Source organism: Citrobacter sp. RHB21-C05 (assembly GCF_013889015.1).
Classification (GTDB): Bacteria; Pseudomonadota; Gammaproteobacteria; order Enterobacterales; family Enterobacteriaceae; genus Citrobacter_A; species Citrobacter_A sedlakii.
Window position 1 is genome coordinate 4,056,206 of the sequence record NZ_CP057611.1, and the last position, 24,368, is coordinate 4,080,573.

Below are 24,368 nucleotides of genomic sequence, written 5' to 3' on the forward strand. Positions count from 1 at the left end.
GCGCCCATGAAAACACTGAACGCCGCCATCATTGGCTGTGGAGCCATCCACACCACCCACGTAGAGGCACTGCGTCAGTTGCCCGCCGTGACGCTACGGGCCATTGCGGAATGCAATATCAACCGGGGGCGACAACTGGCCGCAGAATATGACTGCCAGCTCTACCATGACTATCGTGAAATGCTGTGGGATGACGCCATCGACGTGGTGCATATTTGTACGCCGCATTATCTGCATAAGCCGATGATCCTCGCCGCGCTGGCGGCGGGGAAACAGGTCTTTTGCGAAAAGCCTGCGGTGATAAACGCGCTGGACGTGGCGGAAATCGACGCCGCCCTTCTGCACGCCAAAGGAACGCTGGGCATTTGTTATCAGAACCGGCTTAACCCCACCAGTATCGCTATTCAGCAGCAGCTGCAGGACGGGACAATCGGCAACATGCTCGCCATTAAAGCTGTGCTGACCTGGTCGCGCGGCGGCGGTTATTACACGGACAGTCCCTGGCGCGGGAAACATGCCACCGAAGGCGGCTGTCTGCTGATCAACCAGGCGATTCACACCCTTGATTTGATGCAATGGTTTGGCAAGGGCGTCACCCGCGTGAAAGGCGTGGTCGACAGCAGTTGGCTGGCTGACATTATTGACGGCGAGGATAGCGCGATGGCTACCTTCGCCTTTGCTAACGGCGCGCGCGGGCTGTTCTACGCCAGCAACTGTTACACCACCAACTCACCCCTGCAAATGGAAATTCACGGTGAACATGGCTTGCTGCAGCTTGAGGGCAGTGAGCTGTGGTTACTGCGTGACGGCGCGCGGCACAAGCTGGCGAGTGATTCCGCCCCGGAGGGCAACGGCAAAAGCTACTGGGGCGTCGGCCACCGGGAAGCGATTCGCCAGTTCTACAATGCGGTGCGCGATCCCGCCGCCGCAAAAGTGTGCGGCATTGATGAAGCCGCGAAATCCTTGCAGATCGTCGATGCCATTTATCGTTCGTCGCAATTACGGCACTGGATAACCCTGGAGAAATAAACCCGCAATGCGTTAAACCCAGGCCGGAGCTGGCGACGCCGCCCTCCGGCAATAAAAAGTCCCCTACAGGAATAATGATATGGCGAAACCTACTGAACGGAGAGTGGGTTACGGCGTAGCGATAGGCTATGGCGTAACCGATTTATTTGGAGGCGGTGCATTCGCGGTTATTGGCACCTGGCTTTTATTTTTTTATACCACCTATTGTGGATTATCGGTGCTGGAAGCGGGCTCGATATTTGCAATCGCCCGAATTATTGACGCCATTTTAAGCCCGGTGATGGGCTATATTACCGATAATTTCGGTAATACCTGGCTTGGCCGGAAATTTGGCCGACGACGTTTCTTTCTGTTAATCAGCGCCCCGCTCATGTTTCTCTACGCGCTGGTGTGGGTCACCGACATGAGCTACTGGTATTATCTGGGCACCTATCTGTCTATTGAGCTGCTGTCAGCGATGGTGCTGGTGCCATGGGAGACGCTGGCCGCAGAGATGACTAACCGCTTTAGCGAACGTACGCGTCTGGCTGGCGTCCGTATGATGTGCTCGTCGCTGGGCGGATTTTTAGCGGTGTCGGTGCCGGGTATTATCATGCAGTTCACCGGTAAAGATAATTCTTTTACCTATACGCTAACCGGGATTGTTTTTGCGATCATTTATTTTGTCGCGGTGTTTACCACCTGGGCGACAACGTGGGAAGCGAAAGACGTACGCGAAGAATATGAATTCACGCCGGAAACGCAGCGCAGCAGTGGGTTATTCAACCATCTTAAGTATCTGGTTATTGATCTCTTTTCATCCTTTAAAATACGTATTTTCCGTCAACATATTCTTATTTATATTTGCTCGTTTACCGCCATGGATGTGTTTGGCTCGGTATTTACCTATTACGTGGTTTACGGCTTAAAGCAGGATGCGGCGACGGTGTCTGGATTACTCAGTATCGCGGCGTTTGTTTCTATTCCGGGTACGTTTGGCTTTATGATGCTGATGAACAAGCTAAATATGACGCCATCCAGCGCGCTACGGCTTTCTTACGGCTGTATTTTTATCGTTCTCGCCAGCCTGCTGGCGATTTACGTCGTCGACGTACCGATCCCCGCCCTGCTCTTTTCCGCCCTTTTTGTGCTGTTCGGTCTGGCAAAAGCGGGGTTGTATTACATTCCGTGGAACATCTATAGCTTTATTCCGGATGTCGATGAGATTGTCACCCGCCAGCGTCGGGAAGGGATTTTTGCCGGGGTGATGGTATTAACCCGTAAAAGCACCGTCGCGCTGGCGATTATGCTAATAGGCGTGGTACTGGAAGAGAGCGGCTTTGTCAAAGGCGGCGGTGCGCAACCCATCAGCGCCCTGCACGCCATTATCGGTCTGATGATCTTCGCCACCGCGGCGTTGCTGGCCGTCAGCTTCTATACCACATTCAGGTTTACGTTGACCCAGAAGACGCACAAGATCCTGATTAAAGAGGTGGCGCGGCGCAAGCTGGGCGGCAACTGCGCCGACTGTGACGAAGAGACCCGCCAGGTCATTAAAGCCCTGACCGGCTATGAATATGACGAAGTCTGGGATGCGAAGCCTGGCGCGAAAAACCCTGCCGTTATTGCTGAAAATTAACCCTCTGGCGACTTTACAGTCGCTTACGCTATACTAGCCCCTGAACTTACCGGCTCACCGCTACGAGCCGGTTTTCAATTTCTGTATCGCACGAATTATAAACTTCCCTTCCGAGGATCTGACCTGAACGGTCGGATAAGATATGTTAAACAGTATTTTTATCATTCTTTGCCTGATCGCTGTGAGTGCGTTCTTCTCGATATCCGAGATCTCGCTTGCCGCCTCACGTAAAATCAAACTGAAGCTGCTGGCCGATGAAGGCAATCTTAATGCGCAGCGCGTTCTGAAGATGCAGGAAAATCCCGGCATGTTCTTTACCGTGGTGCAAATTGGCCTGAACGCAGTCGCCATTTTGGGCGGTATCGTCGGCGACGCCGCCTTTTCTCCGGCATTTCACTCGCTGTTTTCCCGGTACATGTCAGCGGAACTCTCCGAGCAGTTGAGCTTTATTCTCTCTTTCTCGCTGGTAACCGGCATGTTTATTCTCTTCGCGGACTTAACCCCGAAACGCATCGGTATGATTGCGCCAGAAGCTGTGGCTTTGCGTATCATCAACCCGATGCGCTTCTGTCTGTTTGTGTTCACCCCGCTGGTGTGGTTCTTCAACGGGCTGGCGAACGTGATCTTCCGCATCTTCAAACTGCCGATGGTGCGCAAAGATGACATCACCTCTGACGATATCTACGCCGTGGTGGAAGCCGGGGCGCTCGCGGGTGTGCTGCGTAAGCAGGAACATGAGCTGATTGAAAATGTCTTTGAGCTGGAGTCGCGTACCGTGCCGTCTTCCATGACCTCACGTGAAAACGTAATCTGGTTTGATCTGCACGAAGATGAGCAAAGCCTGAAAACCAAAGTCGCGGAGCATCCGCACTCTAAGTTTCTGGTATGTAATGAAGATATCGACCATATCATTGGCTACGTGGACTCAAAAGATCTGCTGAACCGGGTGCTGGCGAATCAAAGCATGGCGCTGAACAGCGGCGTGCAGATCCGCAATACGCTCATTGTTCCCGATACTCTGACCCTCTCCGAAGCGCTGGAAAGTTTCAAAACTGCCGGGGAAGACTTCGCGGTGATCATGAACGAATACGCGCTGGTGGTGGGTATTATCACTCTGAATGACGTGATGACCACGTTGATGGGCGATCTGGTCGGCCAGGGGCTGGAAGAGCAGATTGTGGCGCGCGACGAGAACTCATGGTTGATCGACGGCGGTACGCCAATCGACGACGTGATGCGCGTGCTGGATATTGACGAGTTCCCGCAGTCGGGCAACTACGAGACCATCGGCGGCTTTATGATGTTTATGCTGCGGAAGATCCCAAAACGTACCGATTCGGTGAAGTTTTCCGGCTACAAATTCGAAGTGGTGGATATCGACAACTACCGTATCGACCAGCTGCTGGTGACCCGTCTGGACAGCAAACCCAACGTCCTGACGCCGAAACTGCCCGATGCGAAGGACGAGACCCACGCCTCCTGATCCCACAAACATCAACGGCTCCCATCGGGAGCCGTTCATTTACTACGTAACACAACTGCATAGCACTTTGGTTAAGCCATCTCAGTTTGCAGACGCAGAACCTGACGGTTAACTTCGGACATCACAGAAAGATGCTGTTTGTCCTTCACTTTTGGGATAAGAATCTTACCCTTATCGAACTCAAAAGCGCCAACGTCCTTGATATATAACCGTCCGCGGAACAGGATCTTCACGTACTTCGCCACCTGCAGTGGGTTGTACCGTTGGAAAATTTTCATTGTTGTCTCCTGCGTAAGTCTTACGCCCTTGCGGTGCCACAATCGGCCCAACAGTTCTAAGGCGCAAATTTTAATGCCATTTGACTATAGACTATCTGTACGATGTTTCCAGCGTGTATAAGTTTATTTACCTTTTTATTACAGTTAATCAGAATCATCTTTGATTGCTGCCGATGCCTTCAGTATAAGACGTCGTTTTTCGCAGGATTTGTGCGCCCGTCCGCAAACTGACGCCGCGTTTACGGGAAAAAGCATCATTCGCACATATGATTAAACAGCGGCCCAAAGTGGTCGGATCACCTGCAAACAAGAAAAAGGAAACACCATGACCCTACGTAAGATTCTGGCGCTGGCATGCCTGTTAGCGCCGATGATGGCTTCCGCCCATAGCTTCGAAATCAACCAACGCGTACCGGCGGTGGGAATAGCCGATCGCGGCGAGCTGGTGCTGGAAAACGATACGTTCAGCTACAAAAAGTGGAACAGCGCGCAACTGCCGGGCAAAGTGCGCATCCTCCAGCACATCGCGGGACGCACCTCGGCTAAAGAGAAGAACGCCACGCTGATAGAAGCGATTAAATCGGCAAAACTGCCCCACGATACCTATCAGACCACCACTATCGTGAACACCGACGACGCCATTCCCGGCTCCGGCATGTTTGTGCGTAGCAGCCTGGAGAGCAATAAGAAGCTCTACCCGTGGTCGCAATTTATTGTCGACAGCAACGGCGTAGCGCGTAAGGCCTGGCAACTGGAGGAAGAAAGCTCCGCCATTGTGGTGCTGGATAAAGAGGGTCGTGTGCAGTGGGCCAAAGACGGTGCGTTAAGCCAACAAGATGTGCAGCAGGTGATCGCCCTGCTGCATAAATTACTCAGTAAATAGACACCCGGAAGCCGGGGTTGAGGAACGATTCACGCGGGGTGTAGTCCAGCGGTTTGCCCTGCCAGTCGTGAACGTGCGCCCCGGCGGCGGCGGCAACCGCATGGCCAGCGGCGGTATCCCAGATGCAGGTCGGTCCGAAGCGCGGGTACAACTGCGCCTGTCCTTCTGCCACCAGACAGAATTTTAACGACGAACCGATCGACGTGGTCTGGTGTTCGCCCAACTGCTGAAGATACTCTTTCAGTTCGTTATCCGTGTGCGAGCGACTAATGACTACCAGCGGCGGACGCGCATCGCGTACCTGGATCGGTTTGCGTACGCTGCATTCCTCTTTCCAGGCCTTGCCCTCAGCGGCGCTATACATCACCTTCATCACCGGCGCATAAACCACGCCCAGCACCGGTTTACCGTTATCGATCAGCGCGATGTTAACGGTGAATTCGCCATTGCGTTTGATAAACTCTTTGGTGCCGTCCAGCGGGTCCACCAGCCAGTAGCGCTGCCAGTGCTGACGCACTTCCCAGGCGGGGGGATCTTCTTCCGACAGAACCGGGATGTCCGGCGTTAACGTCTTTAACCCTTCAACGATGACGGCGTGCGCGGCGATGTCCGCTGCGGTGACGGGAGAATCGTCCTGCTTGCTAACGATCTCCATCGGTTTGATTCCATCATAAACCTGCATAATGGCATCGCCCGCGTTCCGTGCAAGCTGACAGACTTGTTCTAACATTCTCCACCTCGTTTTCGTACAGTGGTGTTAACTCGTTGTTTTACTTATACCCCATTGCAGGAGGATCCGCCAACTGTGATAGCGTCTGCGTTTTTGCCGCCGCTTTTCATGTCATGATTCACAGTTCTGTAAGAAAGAAAATTTATATACATTTTCTTTTGTGGCCTCGATCTAAAAAAGGATGCCCCTGATGATTAAGTTTAGTGTAACGCTTTTGGCCACGCTGATCGCGGCCAGCGTGAACGCCGCGACGGTCAATCTGCGGATAATGGAAACCACCGATCTGCATAGCAATATGATGGATTTCGATTATTACAAGGATACGCCGACCGAAAAATTCGGACTGGTACGCACCGCAAGCCTGATCAACGCAGCGCGTGGCGAAGTGCAAAACAGCGTACTGGTCGACAACGGCGATCTGATTCAGGGAAGTCCCTTAGGTGACTACATGGCGGCGAAAGGGCTAAAGGACGGCGATATTCACCCGGTCTATAAAGCGATGAACACGCTGGACTACGCGGTCGGTAATCTTGGCAACCACGAGTTTAACTACGGGCTGGATTACCTGCACAAGGCGCTGGCTGGCGCCACGTTCCCCTACGTCAACGCCAATATCATCGACGTGAAAACACAAAAGCCGCTGTTTACGCCGTATCTGATTAAAGAAACGGACGTGGTGGATAACGAAGGCCATACGCAAACCCTGAAAATTGGCTATATCGGCTTTGTGCCGCCGCAAATCATGACCTGGGATAAAGCCAACCTGAGCGGCAAAGTGACGGTGAATGATATTACCGAAACCGCGCGGAAATACGTGCCGGAAATGCGCGAGAAAGGGGCGGATATCGTCGTGGCGATTGCTCACTCCGGCCTTTCCGCCGACCCGTACCAGAGCATGGCGGAAAACTCCGTTTATTATCTCAGCGACGTGCCGGGCATTAACGCCATTATGTTTGGTCACGCGCACGCGGTCTTTCCGGGCAAAGACTTTGCCGGTATCAAAGGCGCAGATATCGCTAAGGGCACGCTAAACGGCATACCAGCGGTGATGCCGGGCATGTGGGGCGATCATCTTGGGGTTGTGGATCTGGTGCTTAACAATGACAGCGGAAAGTGGCAGGTAACCGGAGCGAAAGCTGAAGCGCGCCCGATTTACGACCCCGCGGCGAAAAAGTCGCTGGCCGCCGAAGATGAAAAGCTGGTGCGGATTCTGAAAAGCGATCATGACGCCACCCGCGATTTCGTCAGCAAACCGATCGGCAAATCCGCCGACAACATGTACAGCTTTCTGGCGCTGGTGCAGGACGATCCGACCGTACAAGTAGTGAACAACGCGCAGAAAGCCTATGTGGAACACTTTATTCAGGGCGATCCGGATCTGGCGAAACTGCCGGTATTGTCTGCCGCCGCGCCGTTTAAAGTGGGCGGACGTAAGAACGATCCGGCCAGCTTTGTCGAAGTCGAAAAAGGTCAGCTTACCTTCCGTAATGCCGCGGATCTGTACCTGTATCCGAACACCCTGGTGGTGGTGAAAGCCAGCGGTAAAGAGGTGAAAGAGTGGCTGGAGTGCGCCGCCGGGCAGTTTAATCAGATTGATATCAACAGCAGCAAACCGCAGTCGCTGATCAACTGGGACGGTTTCCGCACGTATAACTTCGACGTGATCGATGGCGTGAACTATCAGATTGACGTCTCCCAGCCCGCCCGTTACGACGGCGAATGCCAGACGGTAAATCCAAAAGCCGAGCGCATCAAAAACCTGACCTTTAACGGCAAGCCGATCGACCCGAATGCGCTTTTCCTGGTCGCCACCAATAACTATCGCGCATACGGCGGTAAGTTCGCCGGAACCGGCGACAGCCATATCGCGTTTGCCTCACCGGATGAAAACCATTCAGTGCTGGCGGCGTGGATCGGCGCGGAGTCGAAGCGTACAGGCGAGATCCACCCGGCAGCAGATAATAACTGGCGTCTGGCGCCGATTCACAGCGACCGCAAACTGGATATTCGCTTTGAAACCTCACCCACCGCGAAAGCGGCGGCATTTATTAAAGAGAAAGGGCAGTATCCGATGCAAAAAGTCGCCACCGATGACGTTGGGTTTGCGATTTATCAGGTGGATTTGAGCAAGTAAACGTTGTGCGGCGTGCCGGATTGCGCTGTTCATGCGCTTATCCGGCAAGACGTCACGCCGCACGCGCTTCCCGCAGCGCCAGCACCTGCGGTAAATTCAGCTCAATCCAGTCCGCCAGCGCGGCGACCTTTTCACTTACCTGCTCGCCAAGCGGCGTCAGGCTATACTCGACATGCGGCGGTACCACCGGATAGGACACCCGGTTGATAAACCCATCCCGTTCCAGCGCCTGCAATGACTGCGCCAGCATCTTTTCACTCACGCCCCCCATTTTGCGCCGCAGATCGCTAAACCGGTGCGTGCCGTCACGCAGCGCAACCAGAATTAACACGCCCCAACGGCTGGTGACATGCTTAAGCACGTCGCGGGAAGGGCACTGCTCGGCGAACAGGTTGCCGTCGCGAAGCTGCTGAGAAAGAGTGGATTTACGCATTACACTTACCTTTTTGTACGTACTTACTAAAAGTAAGTTTAGGTGATAGCGTAATGGAACACAACAGACACGTAAAGGAGTCACCCCATGATTGCCATCACCGGCGCTACCGGCCAACTCGGCCACCATGTTATCGAAAGCCTGCTAAAAACTGTTCCCGCCAGCCAGGTCGTGGCGATTGTGCGTCACCCGGCGAAGGCCGCGACGCTAAGCCAGCGGGGAATCACCGTCCGCCAGGCAGACTATAGCGATGAGGCCGCCTTCACCACCGCGCTACAGGGCGTCGAAAAGCTGTTGTTGATCTCGTCAAGCGAGGTCGGGCAGCGCGCTGTGCAACACCGTAATGTGATTAACGCGGCGAAAACGGCAGGCGTAAAATTTATCGCTTACACCAGTCTGCTTCATGCAGATCGTTCCCCGCTCGGCCTGCACCTTGAGCATGTCGAGACTGAGAAGATGCTGGCGGGATCCGGCATCCCGTATACGCTGCTGCGCAACGGCTGGTATAGCGAAAACTACCTGGCGAGCGCGCCCGCCGCGCTGGAGCACGGCGTGTTTATCGGCGCCGCTGGCGAGGGCAAAATCGCCTCTGCGACGCGTGCTGACTATGCCGCCGCCGCTGCGCGCGTCCTCAGCACCGACGGCCATGCCGGAAAAGTGTATGAACTGGCGGGGGACGACGCCTGGACGCTGAGCCAACTGGCTGACGAACTGAGTCAACAGAGCGGCAAACTCATTGTCTATCAGAACCTGAGTGAAGCGGACTTCGCCGCGGCGCTGCAGGGGGCAGGTCTGCCCGCTGGCCTGGCTGATATGCTGGCGGATTCGGATATTGGCGCTTCTGAAGGCGGTCTGTTCGATAACAGCCGTACATTGAGCCAACTGATTGGTCGTCCCACCACCACGCTTGCCGACAGCGTTCGCACCATGCTGCAAGTGTTAAAAATTAGTTAAATTAGGTGACATCCTCACGTATCCTCTTTGATAATGGCAGGATGATGCGTGGGGAGAGATGACATGCAAGGTGTACCTGAGCAATTCAACGATGAGAAAGACAGCGCCCGTTTTCGCCATCTGGCGGAAGTGCCGGGCGTGGAACTGTATCATGCGCATATTTCTCGCTACGCCTTCGAACCCCACACCCACGAAGCCTTCGGCATTGGGGCTATTGAGGCGGGAGCCGAGCGCTTTCGCTATCGCGGCACCCAGTATCTGGCGCCCGCCCATTCCGTTATCACCATGAATCCGGACGAACTGCACACCGGCGAAGCTGAAACCGCCGATGGCTGGCGCTACCGGATGATCTATCTTGACCCCACCCTGCTGGAAGAGATCACGGGGATCCGCCACTGGGGGTTTCGCGAAGTGACAAGACACGATCCCTTGCGTTCACGCCAGATTTGCTCGCTGATCCACGGTTTGTGGCACACCGACGATCCGCTGGCGCAGAAAGGACTGTTGCTGGATTTAATCGATACCTTCCGGCCGCTGGCGCAGCCGATGCGGGCGCCGCGTGAAGGCGCGCACCGCTTTGCGCGGGTGCGCGATTATCTCCACGACAACTACATGCGTCCGGTCACCTTAGACGAACTGGCCGCTGTCGCGGCGCTCAGTCCCTGGCATTTTCAGCGCCAGTTCAAAGCGCATTTTCACGTCACGCCGCATCAGATGCTGATGGCGATCCGCCTGTGGAGGGCGAAAGCCTTTCTCACTCTCGGGATGCCCGCCGCCGAAGTGGCCGCCGCCGCTGGCCTTACCGACCAGTCGCATCTGACTCGCGCCTTTACCCATCGCTACGGCATCACTCCCGTGCGCTACCAGAGACAGGTTTTCCTCCGCTAATGCGCAATCTCATACAATACGCCCGCGTTTTCCCTGCCTACACTCGGCGCTGGGTTAAAGCAAAGGGAGAAACATAATGATTAGCGGCGTGATATATGCCCTGCTGGCAGGGTTAATGTGGGGACTGATTTTTGTCGGGCCGTTGATCGTACCGGAATACCCGGCGATGCTGCAGTCGATGGGGCGTTACCTGGCGCTGGGCCTGATCGCTCTGCCGCTCGCCTGGCTTGGTCGCGCCCGTCTTCGCCAATTGACCTCAAAGGACTGGTTCACCGCGCTGGCGCTGACCATGATGGGCAACCTGATTTACTATCTCTGCCTCGCCAGCGCCATTCAGCGCACCGGCGCGCCGGTATCGACGATGATTATCGGCACGCTGCCGGTCGTCATTCCGGTATTTGCTAACCTGCTGTACAGTCATCGCGACGGCAGACTCGCCTGGCGACGCCTTGCCCCTTCACTGGCGTTGACAGGCATCGGTCTGCTGTGTGTGAATATCGCGGAGCTGGGTCAAGGGCTGCCGAATTTCAGCGGCTGGCGCTATGGCTCTGGCATCGCGCTGGCGGTGGTTTCGGTGGCCTGCTGGGCGTGGTATGCGCTGCGTAATGCGCGCTGGCTGCGCGAAAATCCGGACAAGCATCCAATGATGTGGGCGACAGCGCAGGCGCTGGTCACCCTGCCCGTCTCTTTCGCAGGCTACATCGCCGCCTGCTTGTGGCTACACAACCAAACCCCAGGCTTTGCGCTCCCCTTTGGTCCGCGACCTGCGGTCTTTATCGGCCTGATGGTGGCAATTGCGGTGCTGTGCTCGTGGGTAGGGGCTCTGTGCTGGAATATCGCCAGCCAACGGTTGCCGACGGTGATCCTTGGGCCATTAATTGTATTTGAGACGCTGGCGGGCCTGCTGTACACCTTTATTCTGCGTCAGGACATTCCCCCGCTGCTGACATTAAGCGGCATAGCGCTGCTCGTTGTCGGCGTGGTGCTCGCCGTGAAAGCCAAACCGGAAAAACCCGGCGTGGCGCCCGTCCCGGAGATGTAAATGGGCCGGACAGCGCTGCGCGTGTCCGGCCTGCAGTTAATGCTGCTGCTTATACTTTAAATACCGCTACCGTCTGATTCAGACGCGCAGCCTGTTCTTCCAGCGCGGCGGCGGCAGACGCTGACTCCTCCACCAGCGATGCGTTCTGCTGAGTCACGCGATCCATCTCCGCCACCGCCTGTCCCACCTGATCGATTCCCCGGCTTTGCTCATCCGACGCGGAGGCGATTTCGCCCATGATGTCGGTCACACGGGTGACCGCGCTGACAATCTCATTCATCGTTTCACCGGCTTCATGCACCAGCGCGGAACCGGCATTCACCCGATCGCCAGAGTCTTCAATCAGCGCCTTGATCTCTTTCGCGGCCTGGGCGCTGCGGCTCGCCAGCGTACGAACTTCACCAGCGACCACGGCGAATCCACGTCCCTGCTCGCCTGCGCGCGCCGCTTCCACCGCGGCGTTAAGCGCCAGGATGTTCGTCTGGAAGGCAATGCCGTCAATCACGCTAGTAATCTGGGCTATCTTGCTGGAACTGGCGGCGATCTCATCCATGGTGCGCACGACGCCTTCCACGACCTCGCCGCCCTTTTTCGCCGTACCCGAGGCGTTCTTCGCCAGTTGCGTCGCCTGGCGGGCGTTGTCCGCATTCTGCCGGACGGTGGCGGTCAACTGCTCCATGCTGGCTGCGGTTTCTTCCAGCGAAGCGGCCTGCTGTTCAGTACGTGAGGAGAGATCGTTACTGCCCGCCGTAATCTCACCGGCACCGGTGTAGATCGTATCGGCGCCATCGCGCACCACGCGGACGGTATTCGCCAGCGACTGCTGCATATCGCGTACGTTACGCGCCAGCAGCGCCATTTCGTTGTTGCCTTCCGCGTCAATGCTGTGCGTGAGATCGCCGGACGCGATATGGCGAATATGGGACATCACTTCATGCAGCGGCTTCAACAGCACGCGCTGCATCGCTATCCAACTGATCAGGATGACGACCACGACCGCCAGCAGAATAAAGGACAGAATCCACAGGATGCGCTGATAGTCGCTTTCGTTATCCTTGATCCCCGCGCTGGTGAGCTTCGCCTGCGCGGTGCGCCATTCGTGATAGACGCTCTGCATTGCCGTTTGTTTCTGTTCGGCGTTCTGCTTAAACATCTCTTCCAGTTTGCCTTGCGCCAGCAAGGCGTTCATTTTTGCCAGCGTCGCTGAGTAAATGCCGTACTGTTCTTCCAGCCTGTCCGCCAGGCGCTCGTCCATCCCTGGCGTTTCCGGTAGCGCATAATAGGTGTCGTAATGTTTTTTCGCGTTCGCCAGCAGAGCATCTGCGGTTTTCACCAGTTCGCTGAGCTGGCCGCCGTTGATCTGCCCTGCCATGCTGCTTTGCAAACGCAGCATCCCCCGGTTCAGCGTTACCCGCGCCTGATTGAGGCTGATCCACGCATCGGTAAATTCCGCCACGTTCTGGCTTGCAAGTTGCGACACCGTGAAATTTTGTTTGTCATTTTTCAGCGCGTTAATAAACACGCCAGCCGAAAGAAGCTGCATCGCCCCGAGCGCAAGTAGCACCACGATCAATAAAGTGATCACGTTGATTCGTTTAAACATCTTTTGCCTTTTATGTTGCAGGTGTTGTCTGAGGACTTGGTATCGGCAGCGATCGCGGGTTGTTTAATTCGCCAGGACTCCGTTTATGGGAGAATGGCGCGCTTTCTGATAAGTATCAGTACGTTAAAAACGAAAGAATTTTTCGTGACAGACATCACAAAATCCTCTGACCCGAAAGGGTTATAGCGCCCACATAAAGATGTATTTAAGATACATCTTATATTATTCAAAATGAGGTAACGGCTATGGCTTATCGCGATCAACCTTTAGGTGAACTGGCGCTTTCTATTCCTCGCGCGTCGGCGCTGTTTCGTAAGTATGATATGGACTACTGCTGCGGCGGTAAGCAGACGCTGGCGCGGGCGGCCGCTCGCAAAGAGCTGGACGTTGACGCCATTGAGGCGCAGCTTGCCCAACTGGCTGAACAGCCCATTGAAAAAGACTGGCGTACCGCGCCGTTAGCCGAAATCATCAACCACATCATCGTGCGCTACCACGACAGACACCGTGAGCAATTGCCGGAACTGATCCTGCAGGCGACCAAAGTTGAACGCGTACATGCTGATAAGCCAAACGTGCCGAAAGGTCTGGCGAAGTACCTGACTATGCTGCATCAGGAGCTGTCGAGCCACATGATGAAAGAAGAGCAGATCCTGTTTCCAATGATCAAACAGGGAATGGGCAGCCAGGCGATGGGGCCAATCAGCGTGATGGAAAGCGAGCATGATGAGGCGGGTGAACTGCTGGAAGTGATTAAGCATACCACGCAGAATGTGACCATTCCGCCGGAAGCCTGCACCACCTGGAAAGCGATGTACAACGGGATTAACGAGATGATTGATGACCTGATGGAGCACATCAGTCTGGAGAATAATGTCCTGTTCCCGCGTGCCTTAGCCGGGGAATAAGCGATTTGCCGGATGGCGGATACGCCTAATCCGGCCTACAACCTGTACCAGTAAGCGAGCCCGGTAAGCGTTGCCGCCACCGGGCGATACGATTTAACGCATTCCTGCCATACGTCTCTTACCGATAAACAGCCAGCCCAGTCCCAGGGCGATAAACCACAGCGGCGTGACGAGCAGCGCCTGACGGGTATCGTCTTCCAGGGTCAGCAGCACGATCACAAACACGAAGAACGCCATGCACACCCAGCACATCAGCTTGCCAAGCGGCATTTTATAGATCGATTTCTCATGCAGGTGCGGACGCTGTTTGCGATACACAAGGTATGAACACAGGATAATGGTCCACACGAACATAAACAGGATTGCCGACACCGTGGTGATCATGGTGAACGCGCCAATCACGCTCGGGTTGACGTACAACATCACCACGCCGCCCAGCAGACAGATGCAAGAGAAGGTCAGCCCTTTGGCTGGAACCGCGCGTTTAGACAGCTTCGCGAACGCTTTCGGCGCCACCCCTTCCTGCGCCAGGCCGAACAGCATGCGGCTAGTCGAGAACACACCGCTGTTTGCCGAAGAGGCCGCAGAGGTCAGCACCACGAAGTTGATCACGCTTGCCGCGGCAGGCAGACCAACCAGTACAAACAGCTCTACGAACGGGCTCTTATCCGGTACCACGGAGCTCCACGGCGTGACGGACATAATGACGATCAGCGCGAACACGTAGAACATAATGATACGAACAGGAATGGAGTTGATGGCGCGCGGCAGGGATTTCTCGGGATCTTTCGTTTCAGCCGCCGTTGTCCCTACCAGTTCGATACCAACAAACGCAAACACTGCAATCTGGAAGCCAGCAAAGAAGCCGCTGATGCCTTTCGGGAACCAGCCGCCATCATTCCACAGGTGCGCAAAAGACGCTTCGACGCCGGTCGGTGATGTAAAGTGCATGGCGATCATCACCAGCCCCACGATAATCAGCGCGACGATGGCGACGATTTTAATCATCGCGAACCAGAACTCCATCTCACCGAACATTTTCACAGTGGCGAGGTTAAGGCTCAGCAGCAAGACCACGACAGCCAGCGAGGCCACCCAGTCGGAAAGCCCCGGGAACCAGAACTGGGCATAAGCGGTAATCGCCACGACGTCCGCCATCCCGGTCACCACCCAGCAGAACCAGTAGGTCCAGCCGGTAAAATAGCCTGCCCACGGTCCCAGCAGATCCGAAGCAAAGTCACTAAAAGATTTATATTCCAGATTTGAGAGCAGCAGCTCGCCCATCGCCCGCATGACGAAGAAGAGCATAAAGCCGATGATCATATAAACAAAAATGATCGACGGTCCGGCGAGGCTGATGGTTTTGCCGGACCCCATAAACAGGCCCGTACCGATCGCCCCGCCAATGGCGATAAGCTGAATATGTCGGTTTGTGAGATTGCGCCGTAGCGACTGTTCAGCCGGTGCCTGTTCATCGGCGGCGACTTTTACCTGATCTACCATGTTTTATTCTTCCTGTACCTGTCTGTGTTGTGCAGGCTCTGCGGCCTTTAATGCGTCTGTTGTGCTTCTGTATGATACGACGATCCTGTTGTCAGGACTCATCGATATTAGGTAAGAATCGGCGGGATGAATACTAAGATTTAAATATTATGTTAACTATATGTTTAAAGTGAGTGTCATATCACTCTGATAACGCGAATTAGCTCACAAAAATACACGCAACGGAACCATTTGCAAGATAAAATGCCGATGTTCGGCGAATACGCGGTTTTATTGCATATTTTCTGTTCCCCTCTTTTCCGAAGGGAACAGAAGACTCTGCTTACAGGATTTCCAGCAGCTCGACGTCAAACACCAGCGTGCTGAACGGCGGAATGGAGGCACCCGCGCCGCGTTCACCGTAGGCGAGTTCATGAGGAATAGTCAGTTCCCACTTCGAGCCGACCGGCATTAAGGTCAGCGCTTCAATCCAGCCGGCGATCACTCCATTAACCGGGAATTCAGCCGGTTCGCCGCGCGCTACGGAGCTGTCGAATACGGTGCCGTCAATCAGCTTGCCGGTATAATGCACGCGAACGCGGTCAGTACGGGCCGGAATCGGACCTTCACCCTGGGTCAGTACGCGGAATTGCAGACCGGATTCGGTGCTGCTCACCCCCTCTTTCTCACGGTTTTCTTCCAGATACTTCACGCCTTCCGCGGCCATCGCCTGGAAACGTTCGCGACGTACGGCATCAGCACGCTCATGAATTTCACGCAGCGCGCGGTGTACCACGTCAACCGGAACAGCCGGTTGTTTACCTTCCAGCGCATCGGCAATACCTGCAACCAGCGCTTCAGGCAACAGCCCCTGCAGGCCGGATTCGCTCAGTTGCTGTCCTACCTGCAAACCAATGCCGTAGCTTGCTTGCGCTTCGATAGTGTCAAAAGTCGGGGTTGCCATCGTATTTCCTTTCATCGGATTTAAAGTAGCGGGCAGCATAACAGCCGCGCCCTCTGCGGTAAAATGTTGTCATGGGGTGGATGACAAATCCTGGGGAAAAAGAAACAATAGGGGTATCCCGTATGAATATATCAAAAGCGGGTAATATCACGAACATCATAGCGTTAGCTGTCTATACTCTATGATTGAGGAACGAGACGCGGAGCAGGAGGAAAGCCATGCCCGGGCGCTTTGAACTAAAACCTACCCTGGCGAAAATCTGGCATGCACCGGACAATTTTCGCCTTATGGACCCGCTTCCGCCGATGCACCGCCGCGGCATTATTATTGCGGCAGTGGTGCTGGTCATCGGTTTCCTGCTTCCCTCCGACGACAATAGCGTTGCGCCTACGGTAACCCGTGACGCGCAGCTGGATATTCAGTCACCGTCTCAGCCACCGACCGAAGCACAGCTGCAGGCGCAGCTCGTCACGCCGCAAAACGATCCCGGACAGGTCGCTCCGGTGGCGCCGGAACCCATTCAGGAAGGCCAGCCGGAAACGCAGCCGCAGACACAACAGTCGCAGCCGCAAACGCAGCCTTTCCAGCCGGACAGCGGGATCGATCAGCAATGGCGTTCTTACCGCGTTGGTTCTGGTAAAACGATGGCGCAGTTGTTCCGCGACCACGGGCTGCCGCCGACAGACGTGTATGCCATGGCAAAAGTGGAAGGCGCAGGCAAGCCGTTGAGCACCCTTAAAGAAGGGCAGTTAGTGCAGATTCGCCAGAATGCGAACGGCGTAGTGACAGGCTTAACCATCGATACCGGCAATGACCAGCAGGTACTGTTCACCCGTCAGCCGGACGGCAGTTTCCTGCGGGCGCGATAATCACCTATGCCCGGCGACAGTATGCCACCGGGCCTGATTTACGCTTTACGCACCTTATTGACCCACCAGATCCCCGAACACACCAGCACCAGCGCAATCGCGTATTTCCATTCAAGAATATTCTCGCCAAGAAACACTGCCGACAGCACCGCTCCGGAAACGGGAATCAAGAAGTTAAACGGTGCAATCATTCCCACCCGGTTGTATTTGAGCAAAATGCTCCACAGTGCAAACGCTACCGACGAGAGTAATGTCAGATAACCGAGAATCGCGACAGATGAAAACCCGTGGACGGTGAGCGTGCCGCCAAACGCGTAACCGCCAGCGATCAGCGCCAGGCCGCCAATCCCCAACTGGTAACCGGTCATTACCGTAGGGTCAACCGTCTGCGAGATGCGCTTGCCGTAAAGCGTGGCGGCGGAAAGGATAAACGCCGCCAGGACGACAGACCCGTCGCCCAGCAGGCTAAAACTGAAGTCCAGCCCGCTGCTGAAATTCACCACCATCACTCCCGCGAAGCCGAGGATACAACCCAGTGTTTTGTTATAGCTCAGCTTGTCATTCTGGTAGATGAAGTGCGCCAGCAGTACGCTAAAGAAGGTGCCTGTCGCATTCATGATCGAGCCTTTCACCCCAGTGGTGAAGGCCAGACCAATATAAAAGAAGATGTACTGTAAAGAGGTCTGCGTCAGCCCCAGTAACGTGAGCTGGCCGAACTGGCGAGAACGTAATCTGCCGATGGGCTTACGCTGCGCCATGGCCAGCAGCAGAAGCAGCAGACCGGCAAACAGGAAGCGGTAACCGGCAAAAACAATTTTTGAAGGAATATCATCGGTTGCGATCTGGAAGATCTCATAGCCGCTTTTAATCGCCGGGTAGGCGCTCCCCCATAACAGGCAGCAAAACGCGGCGCTCAGGTAGACAATATTTTTACGCGCAAACAGAGGTTGCGGGTGCGGGGTATCCATTCTTCACCACATTGAAATTATGTTTTATTTTTAATGATTATCCCGAAAAGGGCAAAGAATAGCCAGTGTGAAAAAGCGCAGAGGAAGAAAAGCAAAACGCCGACACAAGGTCGGCGTTTTTCACGAAGCTGTCAGAATAAAAACTTATTCTGCAACAACGTTAATGGTCAGCTTAGCGAAGACTTCGCTGTGAACCTGGAAGTTCACTTCGTGCTCACCAGTGGTACGCAGAACGCCGTTCGGCAGACGAACTTCGCTCTTAGCCACTTCAACGCCAGCTGCAGTAACAGCGTCAGCGATGTCGCGAGTACCGATGGAACCGAACAGTTTACCTTCGTCGCCTGCTTTAGACGCGATAGTAACGGTTTCCAGTGCGTTGATTTTCTCTGCGCGTGCATTTGCAGCAGCCAGAACGTCAGCCAGTTTAGCTTCCAGTTCAGCGCGACGTGCTTCGAAGTATTCAACGTTTTTCTTGGTAGCAGGAACAGCTTTACCCTGTGGTACCAGGAAGTTACGAGCGTAGCCCGCTTTAACGTTAACCTGATCACCCAGGCTACCCAGGTTTGCTACTTTATCAAGCAGAATAACTTGCATTACCTTATCCTCTCAAAGTCGTATTAATGGACCGTGACCGATTACTGATGGCGATCAGTGTACGGCAGCAGGGACAGGTAGCGAGCGCGTTTGATAGCGCGAGCCAGCTGACGCTGGTATTTTGCACGGGTACCGGTGATACGGCTTGGGACAATCTTACCGCTTTCGGTGATGTAGTTTTTCAGCGTAGCGATATCTTTATAGTCGATCTCTTGAACGCCTTCCGCGGTGAAACGGCAGAACTTGCGACGACGGAAATAACGTGCCATATGGCTAGTCTCCAGAATCTATCAATTCAATCTGCTCGGCATGCAGAACCATTTTGCTCAGGCCGTTCTTTGCTTTGTGGCAAGAGATAAATCCCTGAATGGTTATGCGACTACCGACCGTTATACTGTGAGTAATGGCCTGGTTTTCATGTCCGCTAACAATAACGGGCATTTGGCACCACGCCTGCCGGTGAAACCCGGCTTCCTCTTGCACAGAACGATGCTCAAGCACGAACTGGCAATGCGGAATTCCTGATGGACTGACCTTTCGAAGGGGAGCCCTGCACACGGTGCCGGACAACACCAGACGGTTGGTCATCAGAAATTACTCTTCAGAATCCCCAGCTTCAGCATCATCTGCGGTTTCGTTTGCGAAATCATCGCGACGCTCACGGCGCTCGTCTTTCGCTTTAACCATCGGAGATGCTTCGGTAACAGCGTGCTTGGTACGCATTACCATGCTACGGATAACGGCATCGTTGAAGCGGAAGGTAGTTTCCAGCTCATCGATCACTTCCTGCGGCGCTTCAACGTTCATCAGAACGTAGTGCGCTTTGTGCAGTTTGTTGATCGGGTAAGCCAGCTGACGGCGGCCCCAGTCTTCCAGACGGTGGATCTTGCCTTCTGCGCCAGTGATGGCAGCAGAGTAACGCTCGATCATGCCCGGAACCTGTTCGCTCTGGTCAGGATGGACCATAAAAACGATTTCGTAATGACGCATCGAATTGCTCCTTACGGATTATTCAGCCTCCTGTCTGGGTCAGCCGAGGCCCGGGGAGGCAAGGAACGTGTTAAAGGTCGGCTGAAAAATGACGCGTCATAATACTGGGGTCAGACGGGAAACTCAAGGCGATTTGCAAACAATCGCCTGCTCGCTGTCGCTGCTCATCCCCCGGCGAGAAGAGAGAAGTTCATCTTGTGGTTGTTATTAGATGGTTTTTGCCGGGATGACCACTTAGTATGCAGGGAGATAAAATGGAATATTTGACCTGGAGCAAAGGATGCTTAGCAAAAAATGTGGGCTGGCGTTTATTTTCACAGGCCTGATGGCCTGGTATGTCATTCAGACGGGCACAGAGAGCCCGCCGCACCCTGAAAGCTGTTTACCATCACCCTATGCTGACTATAATCCTGCGCCGGTTTTTACCCGGTGGCAGTGGGAATCGCCCGCAGAGCGGGGCCTGGCAAATTCGCCGAGAGCGTCCCTGGACGATACCAACATTCTGGTCTGGCTGGATGGCAAAAAACGTATTGAAGCGGATAAAATGACGCTGGCGATCGCCGCCGACTGGAATACGCTGGCGCCGAAGCTGTCGGACTTACTTAAACAAGAAAATTTTAGCCTTCAGTCAGCGTCAATGCCTGTCGCTTACCTGGAAGAGGACTGGGGGCAGACCCTGCTATCACACAGACCGGAAGTGGCCACCAGCCTGGCTGAAAAATTTATCACGCCGAAATTATGGCAAGCACAGCAGGCAGGCTATATCACGGCCAAAGAAGTTGAGCACAAAACAAATCTGGCGATTTCACAGCATTGGTTATGGCGGGCGCCGCAGGAATTAATTAAACAGCCTGAACTACAAGAAGAAATATCGTTTACAGAGGCACGAAAAACCTACTCTGTAGGTGACACTAAACGAACCACTTATCTGAAAATAATGGACGCCAGCGCTGTTTTTGGCGAGCCAAAAGTTGCGTTGATCCTAACAACATGTGTCGTATCGCCTAATCCTAATTATTCGTATCTAAAGGCAATAGCGAACAGAATCGACTACTGGAAAAACTTCACTCTCCTCGGGCCGGGCCTCAGGCCATTACAGAGCTATCTCTCTGACAAGCTCGTACTGGAAGAGAGTATCAAACCCATTACCACCTACCTGAAGAAAAATAATCTGCAAAGCGAACTGGCTTCAGAGGTCACGGCATGGGTTAAAAAAGTACCGTTAGCGGAAACTGCGCCTGAACGTCAGTCTGGTGAAACAACGTCATCCGACGCCATGAGCATGGTAACAATCACACTCAAAGATCTCCTTTCTGATACGGATGACTCCCGGGAAATTAAGGAATACAAGGAACTTCCTGACGGTAATTCATTATTCGCCACGAAACGCTACGATCGCCAACAGCAAAATTACGTTTCGGAACTCTATATCACCGAGCCCGGAAATCCGCAGCATGCCACCCAACTTTGGCAAGGGGAAAGTCTGTCCGGTTTAACGTTGGTTCATAAAGGACAGAAGGCCTGGTTCAAAACGTCTCCAGGCCAGTGGTTTGAACTGAATATCCCCACCAGAAAAATAGCTACGCTGGCTTTAAATGAAGAAACTGGCGTGACATCATGGTTCAGTGATGCGAACGGGAATCCCATTACCTTTTCGAGCGACTATAGCGACGAGGGGAAAGGATGTTTAATTTTTCGCCGTATCGATCCGCGTATGTCTCCGCCAGAAAATAGCCTGTTCAAAACTTGCCGTAACCATTTCGCCAGCGGAAACTCCATTCAACCGGTCCTGATTTCAACCCCTGGCTATTTTTGGCTTGAAGACAGCAATGGATTAGTCAAACTTAATTCAGAAACCGGAAGAGCTGAACTCTCGTATACGGTTCCTTTCCGATCGCCAGCCGATATCAGAAGCCGCCGCATCGATTTATCTGCCGATGACATTACCCGACATACGCCATATCCGCTGGGCTCCAGTGAGGCCCACTGGATAGCGCTGCATTATCAATATCAATCACCGCTTCAACATCACATGAATGCCTGGCGAATGGGGACCTATTTTATTGATAGTCTCAGCGGCAAATGGCGCTTTAGCGCAGAGCTTAAAAATGCTGACAGTATCACTGCAACCGCCCGTTCCGCTCATGGACGCTTTTTTGCTCAGGCAGGTTGTGAAAAACCGGCGGGTTCAGGAATAACCGCTGATATCTGGGATGTCGCCAGCGCGACAAAAATTGCATCATTGCACCGGCTTCGCTACTGCGGGTTAAAAAACATGGCTTTTAACTGGCAGGGAAATACGCTGATCCTGGTTTTTCATGACAGGTTGATACGCGTCAGACTGCCTGATAACAGACAAGATGCCGCCACTGCAGAGGCGATTCCCACTGAGTCGAAGAATTAATTCTGCTATACCTGATGCGGTAATTTTTTGAACAACTGCATCAGAAAAGGTCGCCATCGACATTGCGGGTAGCGATTAAAATAAGATCAACAGGGGTTACCCTAAAAACGGTCTCGCTCATCCGAGTTAGCAGTCGAGGAGGTTGGTATGCGAACCCGTATGATAGCCCTTCTGGCTGGGCTTTTGCTGGGCGCCAATGCGCTTGCCGCCATTGAGATTGATAACCAGCAGGCCAGAAATATGGATGATGTTCAGAGCTTAGGCGTCATTTACATCAACCATAACGTCGCCACGGAAAGCGACGCTAAAGATGCGCTGAACGACGAAGCCGATGCGCAAGGCGCGACGTATTACCATGTCATTTTGATCCGCGAACCCGGCAGCAATGGCAACATCCACCCCAGCGCAGAGATTTTTCGCTAGCACCAGGTAAACCAACGAAAAATAATGCCATACTCTGATTCGCCCCCTTTGCAGGGGGCTTTTTTTGCAAAAACCGCCAGAACCTGACCGATTACCTCCCCGCCAGGGAGTGAGTTCCGGCGCTATTTACTTCTTCACTTCTTGCAGCTTCACTTCTGCCCATAGTAAGCGTTCGGACCGTGTTTACGCATGAAGTGTTTGTTCATCAGATAATCGTCGATGGGGCTGAGGTCTGGGTTAATCCCCCGCGCAATCCATGCCATCCGCGCTACCTCCTCCATGACCACGGCATTATGCACCGCATCGTGAGCATCTTTGCCCCACGCAAATGGGCCGTGCTGATACACCACAACTCCCGGCGTATGCAGCGGTTCAATGTCGCTCAGCGTTTCGATGATTACCATGCCCGTATTGAGCTCGTACTCACCCTGCACTTCTGCTTCGCTCAGTGCCCGGGTACAAGGGATGTCGCCAAAAAAGTAATCTGCGTGGGTGGTGCCGAGCGCCGGTATCGCCAGCCCCGCCTGCGCCCAGGCGGTGGCGTGGGTGGAGTGGGTATGCACGACGCCCCCGAGTGACGGATAATGGCGGTACAGCGCAAGATGCGTAGCGGTATCGGATGAAGGACGATACCGCCCCTCCATGACATGACCGTCCATGTCGACCACCACCATGTCATTAACCGTCATGGTCTCGTAAGGGACCCCGCTCGGTTTTATCACGACCAGGCCGCGTTCCCGGTCGATGGCGCTGACGTTGCCCCAGGTAAAGGTCACCAGGCCATAGCGAGGAAGATCCATGTTGGCGTTAAACACCTGCTGCTTTAACATCTGCATCATGCTGCCTCCACCAGACCTGCGCTGACCATGCGCGCTTTCACCCAGTCGCGCGCTTTCGCCACCTCACGCGCCGGATCGTCCGCCGTTTCGCTCCACATCTCAATCAGGTATGGCCCGCAATACCCACTCTGCTTGAGCGTCGCAAAACAACGTTCAAAATCGACAACGCCTTCGCCAAACGGCACGTTCTTGAATACGCCCGGCTTCGTGTCTTTTACATGAACCGCCACGATATGACCTATCCCGGCCTGCAGCTCCATCTGAACATCGTTATCCCATGCCGACAGGTTGCCGATATCGGGATACAACTGGAACCACGGGTTATTCAGATAGTGCGCGTAGCCTAACGCCTTACTGATGGAGTTCATCAGAGGGTAATCCATGATCTCCATCGCCAGCGTCACCTGCGCCCGGCTAGCCATCTCTACGCTCTCTTTCAGACCGTCACGAAAACGACGGCGCGTCTCGTTATTGGCTTCCTGATAATAGACGTCGTAGCCGGCTAACTGGATCACGCGGATCCCGATATCCTGCGCCAACTGAATCGCCTTGCGCATGATCTCCAGGCCCTGCGCACGCACCGCGTCATCTTCGCTTCCTAACGGAAAACGACGATGGGCGCTCAGACACATGGATGGAATACGCACGCCAGTCTCCGCAATGGCGCTCACCAGCGTCAGCCGCTGTTCGCGGCTCCAGTCGAGTCGCGCAAGACGCGCATCGGTCTCATCCACCGACATTTCAACGAAGTCAAAACCCAGCGTGTTCGCCATCCGCAGGCGCTCCAGCCAGCACTCCCCGGCAGGGAGCGCTTTTTCATAGATGCCCAACGGGTTCTGTTTCGACAGCATA

Annotated in this window: 25 protein-coding genes; 12 read left to right on the forward strand and 13 right to left on the reverse strand. The window is 54.3% G+C overall.

Translation table 11 applies throughout. The annotated features are described in order from the left end of the window. The first annotated feature begins 6 nt into the window (after positions 1–6). The 3 genes from HVX72_RS19280 (at position 7) to HVX72_RS19290 (ending at position 4,130) form a co-directional block, all read left to right on the forward strand. The gene (locus tag HVX72_RS19280) at positions 7–1,029 is read left to right on the forward strand and encodes a Gfo/Idh/MocA family oxidoreductase (protein WP_181822114.1); all 1,023 of its coding nucleotides are present in this window, start codon (positions 7–9) and stop codon (positions 1,027–1,029) included. A gap of 79 nt (positions 1,030–1,108) precedes the next feature. Further along, a complete protein-coding gene (locus HVX72_RS19285; RefSeq protein ID WP_042289494.1) occupies positions 1,109–2,647 on the forward strand; it encodes an MFS transporter in 1,539 nt (512 codons plus the stop codon). Between the two features lie 142 nt (positions 2,648–2,789). After that, entirely contained in the window at positions 2,790–4,130 is a 1,341-nt protein-coding gene (locus HVX72_RS19290; protein ID WP_042289497.1) for a hemolysin family protein, read from the forward strand. 71 nt (positions 4,131–4,201) lie between these two features. On the opposite strand, the gene HVX72_RS19295 is transcribed toward HVX72_RS19290, so the two are convergent. Then, a complete protein-coding gene (locus tag HVX72_RS19295) occupies positions 4,202–4,408 on the reverse strand; it encodes a DUF1107 domain-containing protein (RefSeq protein ID WP_004857160.1) in 207 nt (68 codons plus the stop codon). Between the two features lie 325 nt (positions 4,409–4,733). Here HVX72_RS19295 and HVX72_RS19300 point away from each other — a divergent pair, with 325 nt between their 5' ends. Further along, positions 4,734–5,291: a YtfJ family protein gene (locus HVX72_RS19300; RefSeq protein WP_181822115.1), complete on the forward strand. Its 558-nt coding sequence runs from the start codon at positions 4,734–4,736 to the stop codon at positions 5,289–5,291. Here HVX72_RS19300 and cysQ read toward each other — a convergent pair. Then, entirely contained in the window at positions 5,281–6,021 is a 741-nt protein-coding gene (gene cysQ, locus HVX72_RS19305; protein WP_042289503.1) for a 3'(2'),5'-bisphosphate nucleotidase CysQ, read from the reverse strand. The two genes, HVX72_RS19300 and cysQ, sit on opposite strands and share 11 nt — an antisense overlap. Before the next feature lie 190 nt (positions 6,022–6,211). Here cysQ and HVX72_RS19310 point away from each other — a divergent pair, with 190 nt between their 5' ends. Then, the gene (locus HVX72_RS19310) at positions 6,212–8,155 is read left to right on the forward strand and encodes a bifunctional 2',3'-cyclic-nucleotide 2'-phosphodiesterase/3'-nucleotidase (protein ID WP_181822116.1); all 1,944 of its coding nucleotides are present in this window, start codon (positions 6,212–6,214) and stop codon (positions 8,153–8,155) included. Between the two features lie 52 nt (positions 8,156–8,207). Here HVX72_RS19310 and HVX72_RS19315 read toward each other — a convergent pair whose 3' ends face one another. Continuing rightward, the gene (locus HVX72_RS19315) at positions 8,208–8,588 is read right to left on the reverse strand and encodes a helix-turn-helix domain-containing protein (protein ID WP_181822117.1); all 381 of its coding nucleotides are present in this window, start codon (positions 8,586–8,588) and stop codon (positions 8,208–8,210) included. 87 nt (positions 8,589–8,675) lie between these two features. Here HVX72_RS19315 and HVX72_RS19320 point away from each other — a divergent pair, with 87 nt between their 5' ends. The 3 genes from HVX72_RS19320 (at position 8,676) to HVX72_RS19330 (ending at position 11,472) form a co-directional block, all read left to right on the forward strand. Beyond that, positions 8,676–9,542 (forward strand): SDR family oxidoreductase, encoded by an 867-nt coding sequence (locus HVX72_RS19320; RefSeq protein WP_181822118.1) that lies wholly within the window; start codon positions 8,676–8,678, stop codon positions 9,540–9,542. A 63-nt stretch (positions 9,543–9,605) separates the two neighbouring features. After that, positions 9,606–10,430: an AraC family transcriptional regulator gene (locus tag HVX72_RS19325; RefSeq protein ID WP_181822119.1), complete on the forward strand. Its 825-nt coding sequence runs from the start codon at positions 9,606–9,608 to the stop codon at positions 10,428–10,430. A gap of 76 nt (positions 10,431–10,506) precedes the next feature. Then, entirely contained in the window at positions 10,507–11,472 is a 966-nt protein-coding gene (locus tag HVX72_RS19330; protein ID WP_181822120.1) for a DMT family transporter, read from the forward strand. 49 nt (positions 11,473–11,521) lie between these two features. Here the strand turns inward: HVX72_RS19330 and HVX72_RS19335 are convergent, their stop codons facing one another. Continuing rightward, entirely contained in the window at positions 11,522–13,075 is a 1,554-nt protein-coding gene (locus HVX72_RS19335; RefSeq protein ID WP_181822121.1) for a methyl-accepting chemotaxis protein, read from the reverse strand. A gap of 245 nt (positions 13,076–13,320) precedes the next feature. On the opposite strand from HVX72_RS19335, the gene ytfE reads away from it, so the two are divergent. Beyond that, positions 13,321–13,983 (forward strand): iron-sulfur cluster repair protein YtfE, encoded by a 663-nt coding sequence (gene ytfE, locus HVX72_RS19340; RefSeq protein ID WP_042289519.1) that lies wholly within the window; start codon positions 13,321–13,323, stop codon positions 13,981–13,983. Between the two features lie 93 nt (positions 13,984–14,076). Here ytfE and cycA read toward each other — a convergent pair whose 3' ends face one another. Both cycA and fklB read right to left on the reverse strand, forming a co-directional pair. After that, positions 14,077–15,486 carry a D-serine/D-alanine/glycine transporter gene (gene cycA / locus HVX72_RS19345; RefSeq protein ID WP_042289521.1) on the reverse strand — a complete coding sequence of 470 codons (1,410 nt, stop codon included), beginning with the start codon at positions 15,484–15,486 and terminating at the stop codon, positions 14,077–14,079. A 322-nt stretch (positions 15,487–15,808) separates the two neighbouring features. After that, positions 15,809–16,429, reverse strand: coding sequence for an FKBP-type peptidyl-prolyl cis-trans isomerase (gene fklB / locus HVX72_RS19350; RefSeq protein ID WP_042289524.1), 621 nt, complete (start codon positions 16,427–16,429; stop codon positions 15,809–15,811). A gap of 218 nt (positions 16,430–16,647) precedes the next feature. On the opposite strand from fklB, the gene HVX72_RS19355 reads away from it, so the two are divergent. Continuing rightward, complete coding sequence (locus HVX72_RS19355; protein WP_181822122.1) at positions 16,648–17,298, forward strand: OapA family protein; 651 nt, start codon at positions 16,648–16,650, stop codon at positions 17,296–17,298. A 38-nt stretch (positions 17,299–17,336) separates the two neighbouring features. Here the strand turns inward: HVX72_RS19355 and HVX72_RS19360 are convergent, their stop codons facing one another. From HVX72_RS19360 to rpsF, 5 genes are all read right to left on the reverse strand, one after another. Further along, a complete protein-coding gene (locus tag HVX72_RS19360) occupies positions 17,337–18,266 on the reverse strand; it encodes a DMT family transporter (RefSeq protein WP_042289528.1) in 930 nt (309 codons plus the stop codon). Positions 18,267–18,410: 144 nt separating this feature from the next. Further along, entirely contained in the window at positions 18,411–18,860 is a 450-nt protein-coding gene (gene rplI, locus HVX72_RS19365; RefSeq protein ID WP_012907347.1) for a 50S ribosomal protein L9, read from the reverse strand. Positions 18,861–18,901: 41 nt separating this feature from the next. Then, complete coding sequence (gene rpsR, locus HVX72_RS19370; protein ID WP_000135199.1) at positions 18,902–19,129, reverse strand: 30S ribosomal protein S18; 228 nt, start codon at positions 19,127–19,129, stop codon at positions 18,902–18,904. Between the two features lie 4 nt (positions 19,130–19,133). Then, complete coding sequence (gene priB / locus HVX72_RS19375; protein ID WP_042289531.1) at positions 19,134–19,448, reverse strand: primosomal replication protein N; 315 nt, start codon at positions 19,446–19,448, stop codon at positions 19,134–19,136. 6 nt (positions 19,449–19,454) lie between these two features. Then, a complete protein-coding gene (gene rpsF / locus HVX72_RS19380) occupies positions 19,455–19,850 on the reverse strand; it encodes a 30S ribosomal protein S6 (protein ID WP_001216673.1) in 396 nt (131 codons plus the stop codon). Positions 19,851–20,130: 280 nt separating this feature from the next. Between rpsF and HVX72_RS19385 the strand changes: the two genes are divergently transcribed. Beyond that, complete coding sequence (locus HVX72_RS19385) at positions 20,131–22,254, forward strand: hypothetical protein (RefSeq protein ID WP_233459136.1); 2,124 nt, start codon at positions 20,131–20,133, stop codon at positions 22,252–22,254. Positions 22,255–22,401: 147 nt separating this feature from the next. Further along, positions 22,402–22,677, forward strand: a complete 276-nt coding sequence (gene yjfY / locus HVX72_RS19390; protein ID WP_042289537.1) for a DUF1471 family protein YjfY — start codon at positions 22,402–22,404, stop codon at positions 22,675–22,677. 149 nt (positions 22,678–22,826) lie between these two features. Here the strand turns inward: yjfY and HVX72_RS19395 are convergent, their stop codons facing one another. Together HVX72_RS19395 and HVX72_RS19400 are read right to left on the reverse strand one after the other, a co-directional pair. Further along, positions 22,827–23,513 carry an L-ribulose-5-phosphate 4-epimerase gene (locus tag HVX72_RS19395; protein WP_181823297.1) on the reverse strand — a complete coding sequence of 229 codons (687 nt, stop codon included), beginning with the start codon at positions 23,511–23,513 and terminating at the stop codon, positions 22,827–22,829. Next, a complete protein-coding gene (locus tag HVX72_RS19400; RefSeq protein ID WP_181822123.1) occupies positions 23,513–24,367 on the reverse strand; it encodes an L-ribulose-5-phosphate 3-epimerase in 855 nt (284 codons plus the stop codon). Before HVX72_RS19400 ends, HVX72_RS19395 begins: the two co-directional genes overlap by 1 nt. Position 24,368 lies beyond the last annotated feature (1 nt).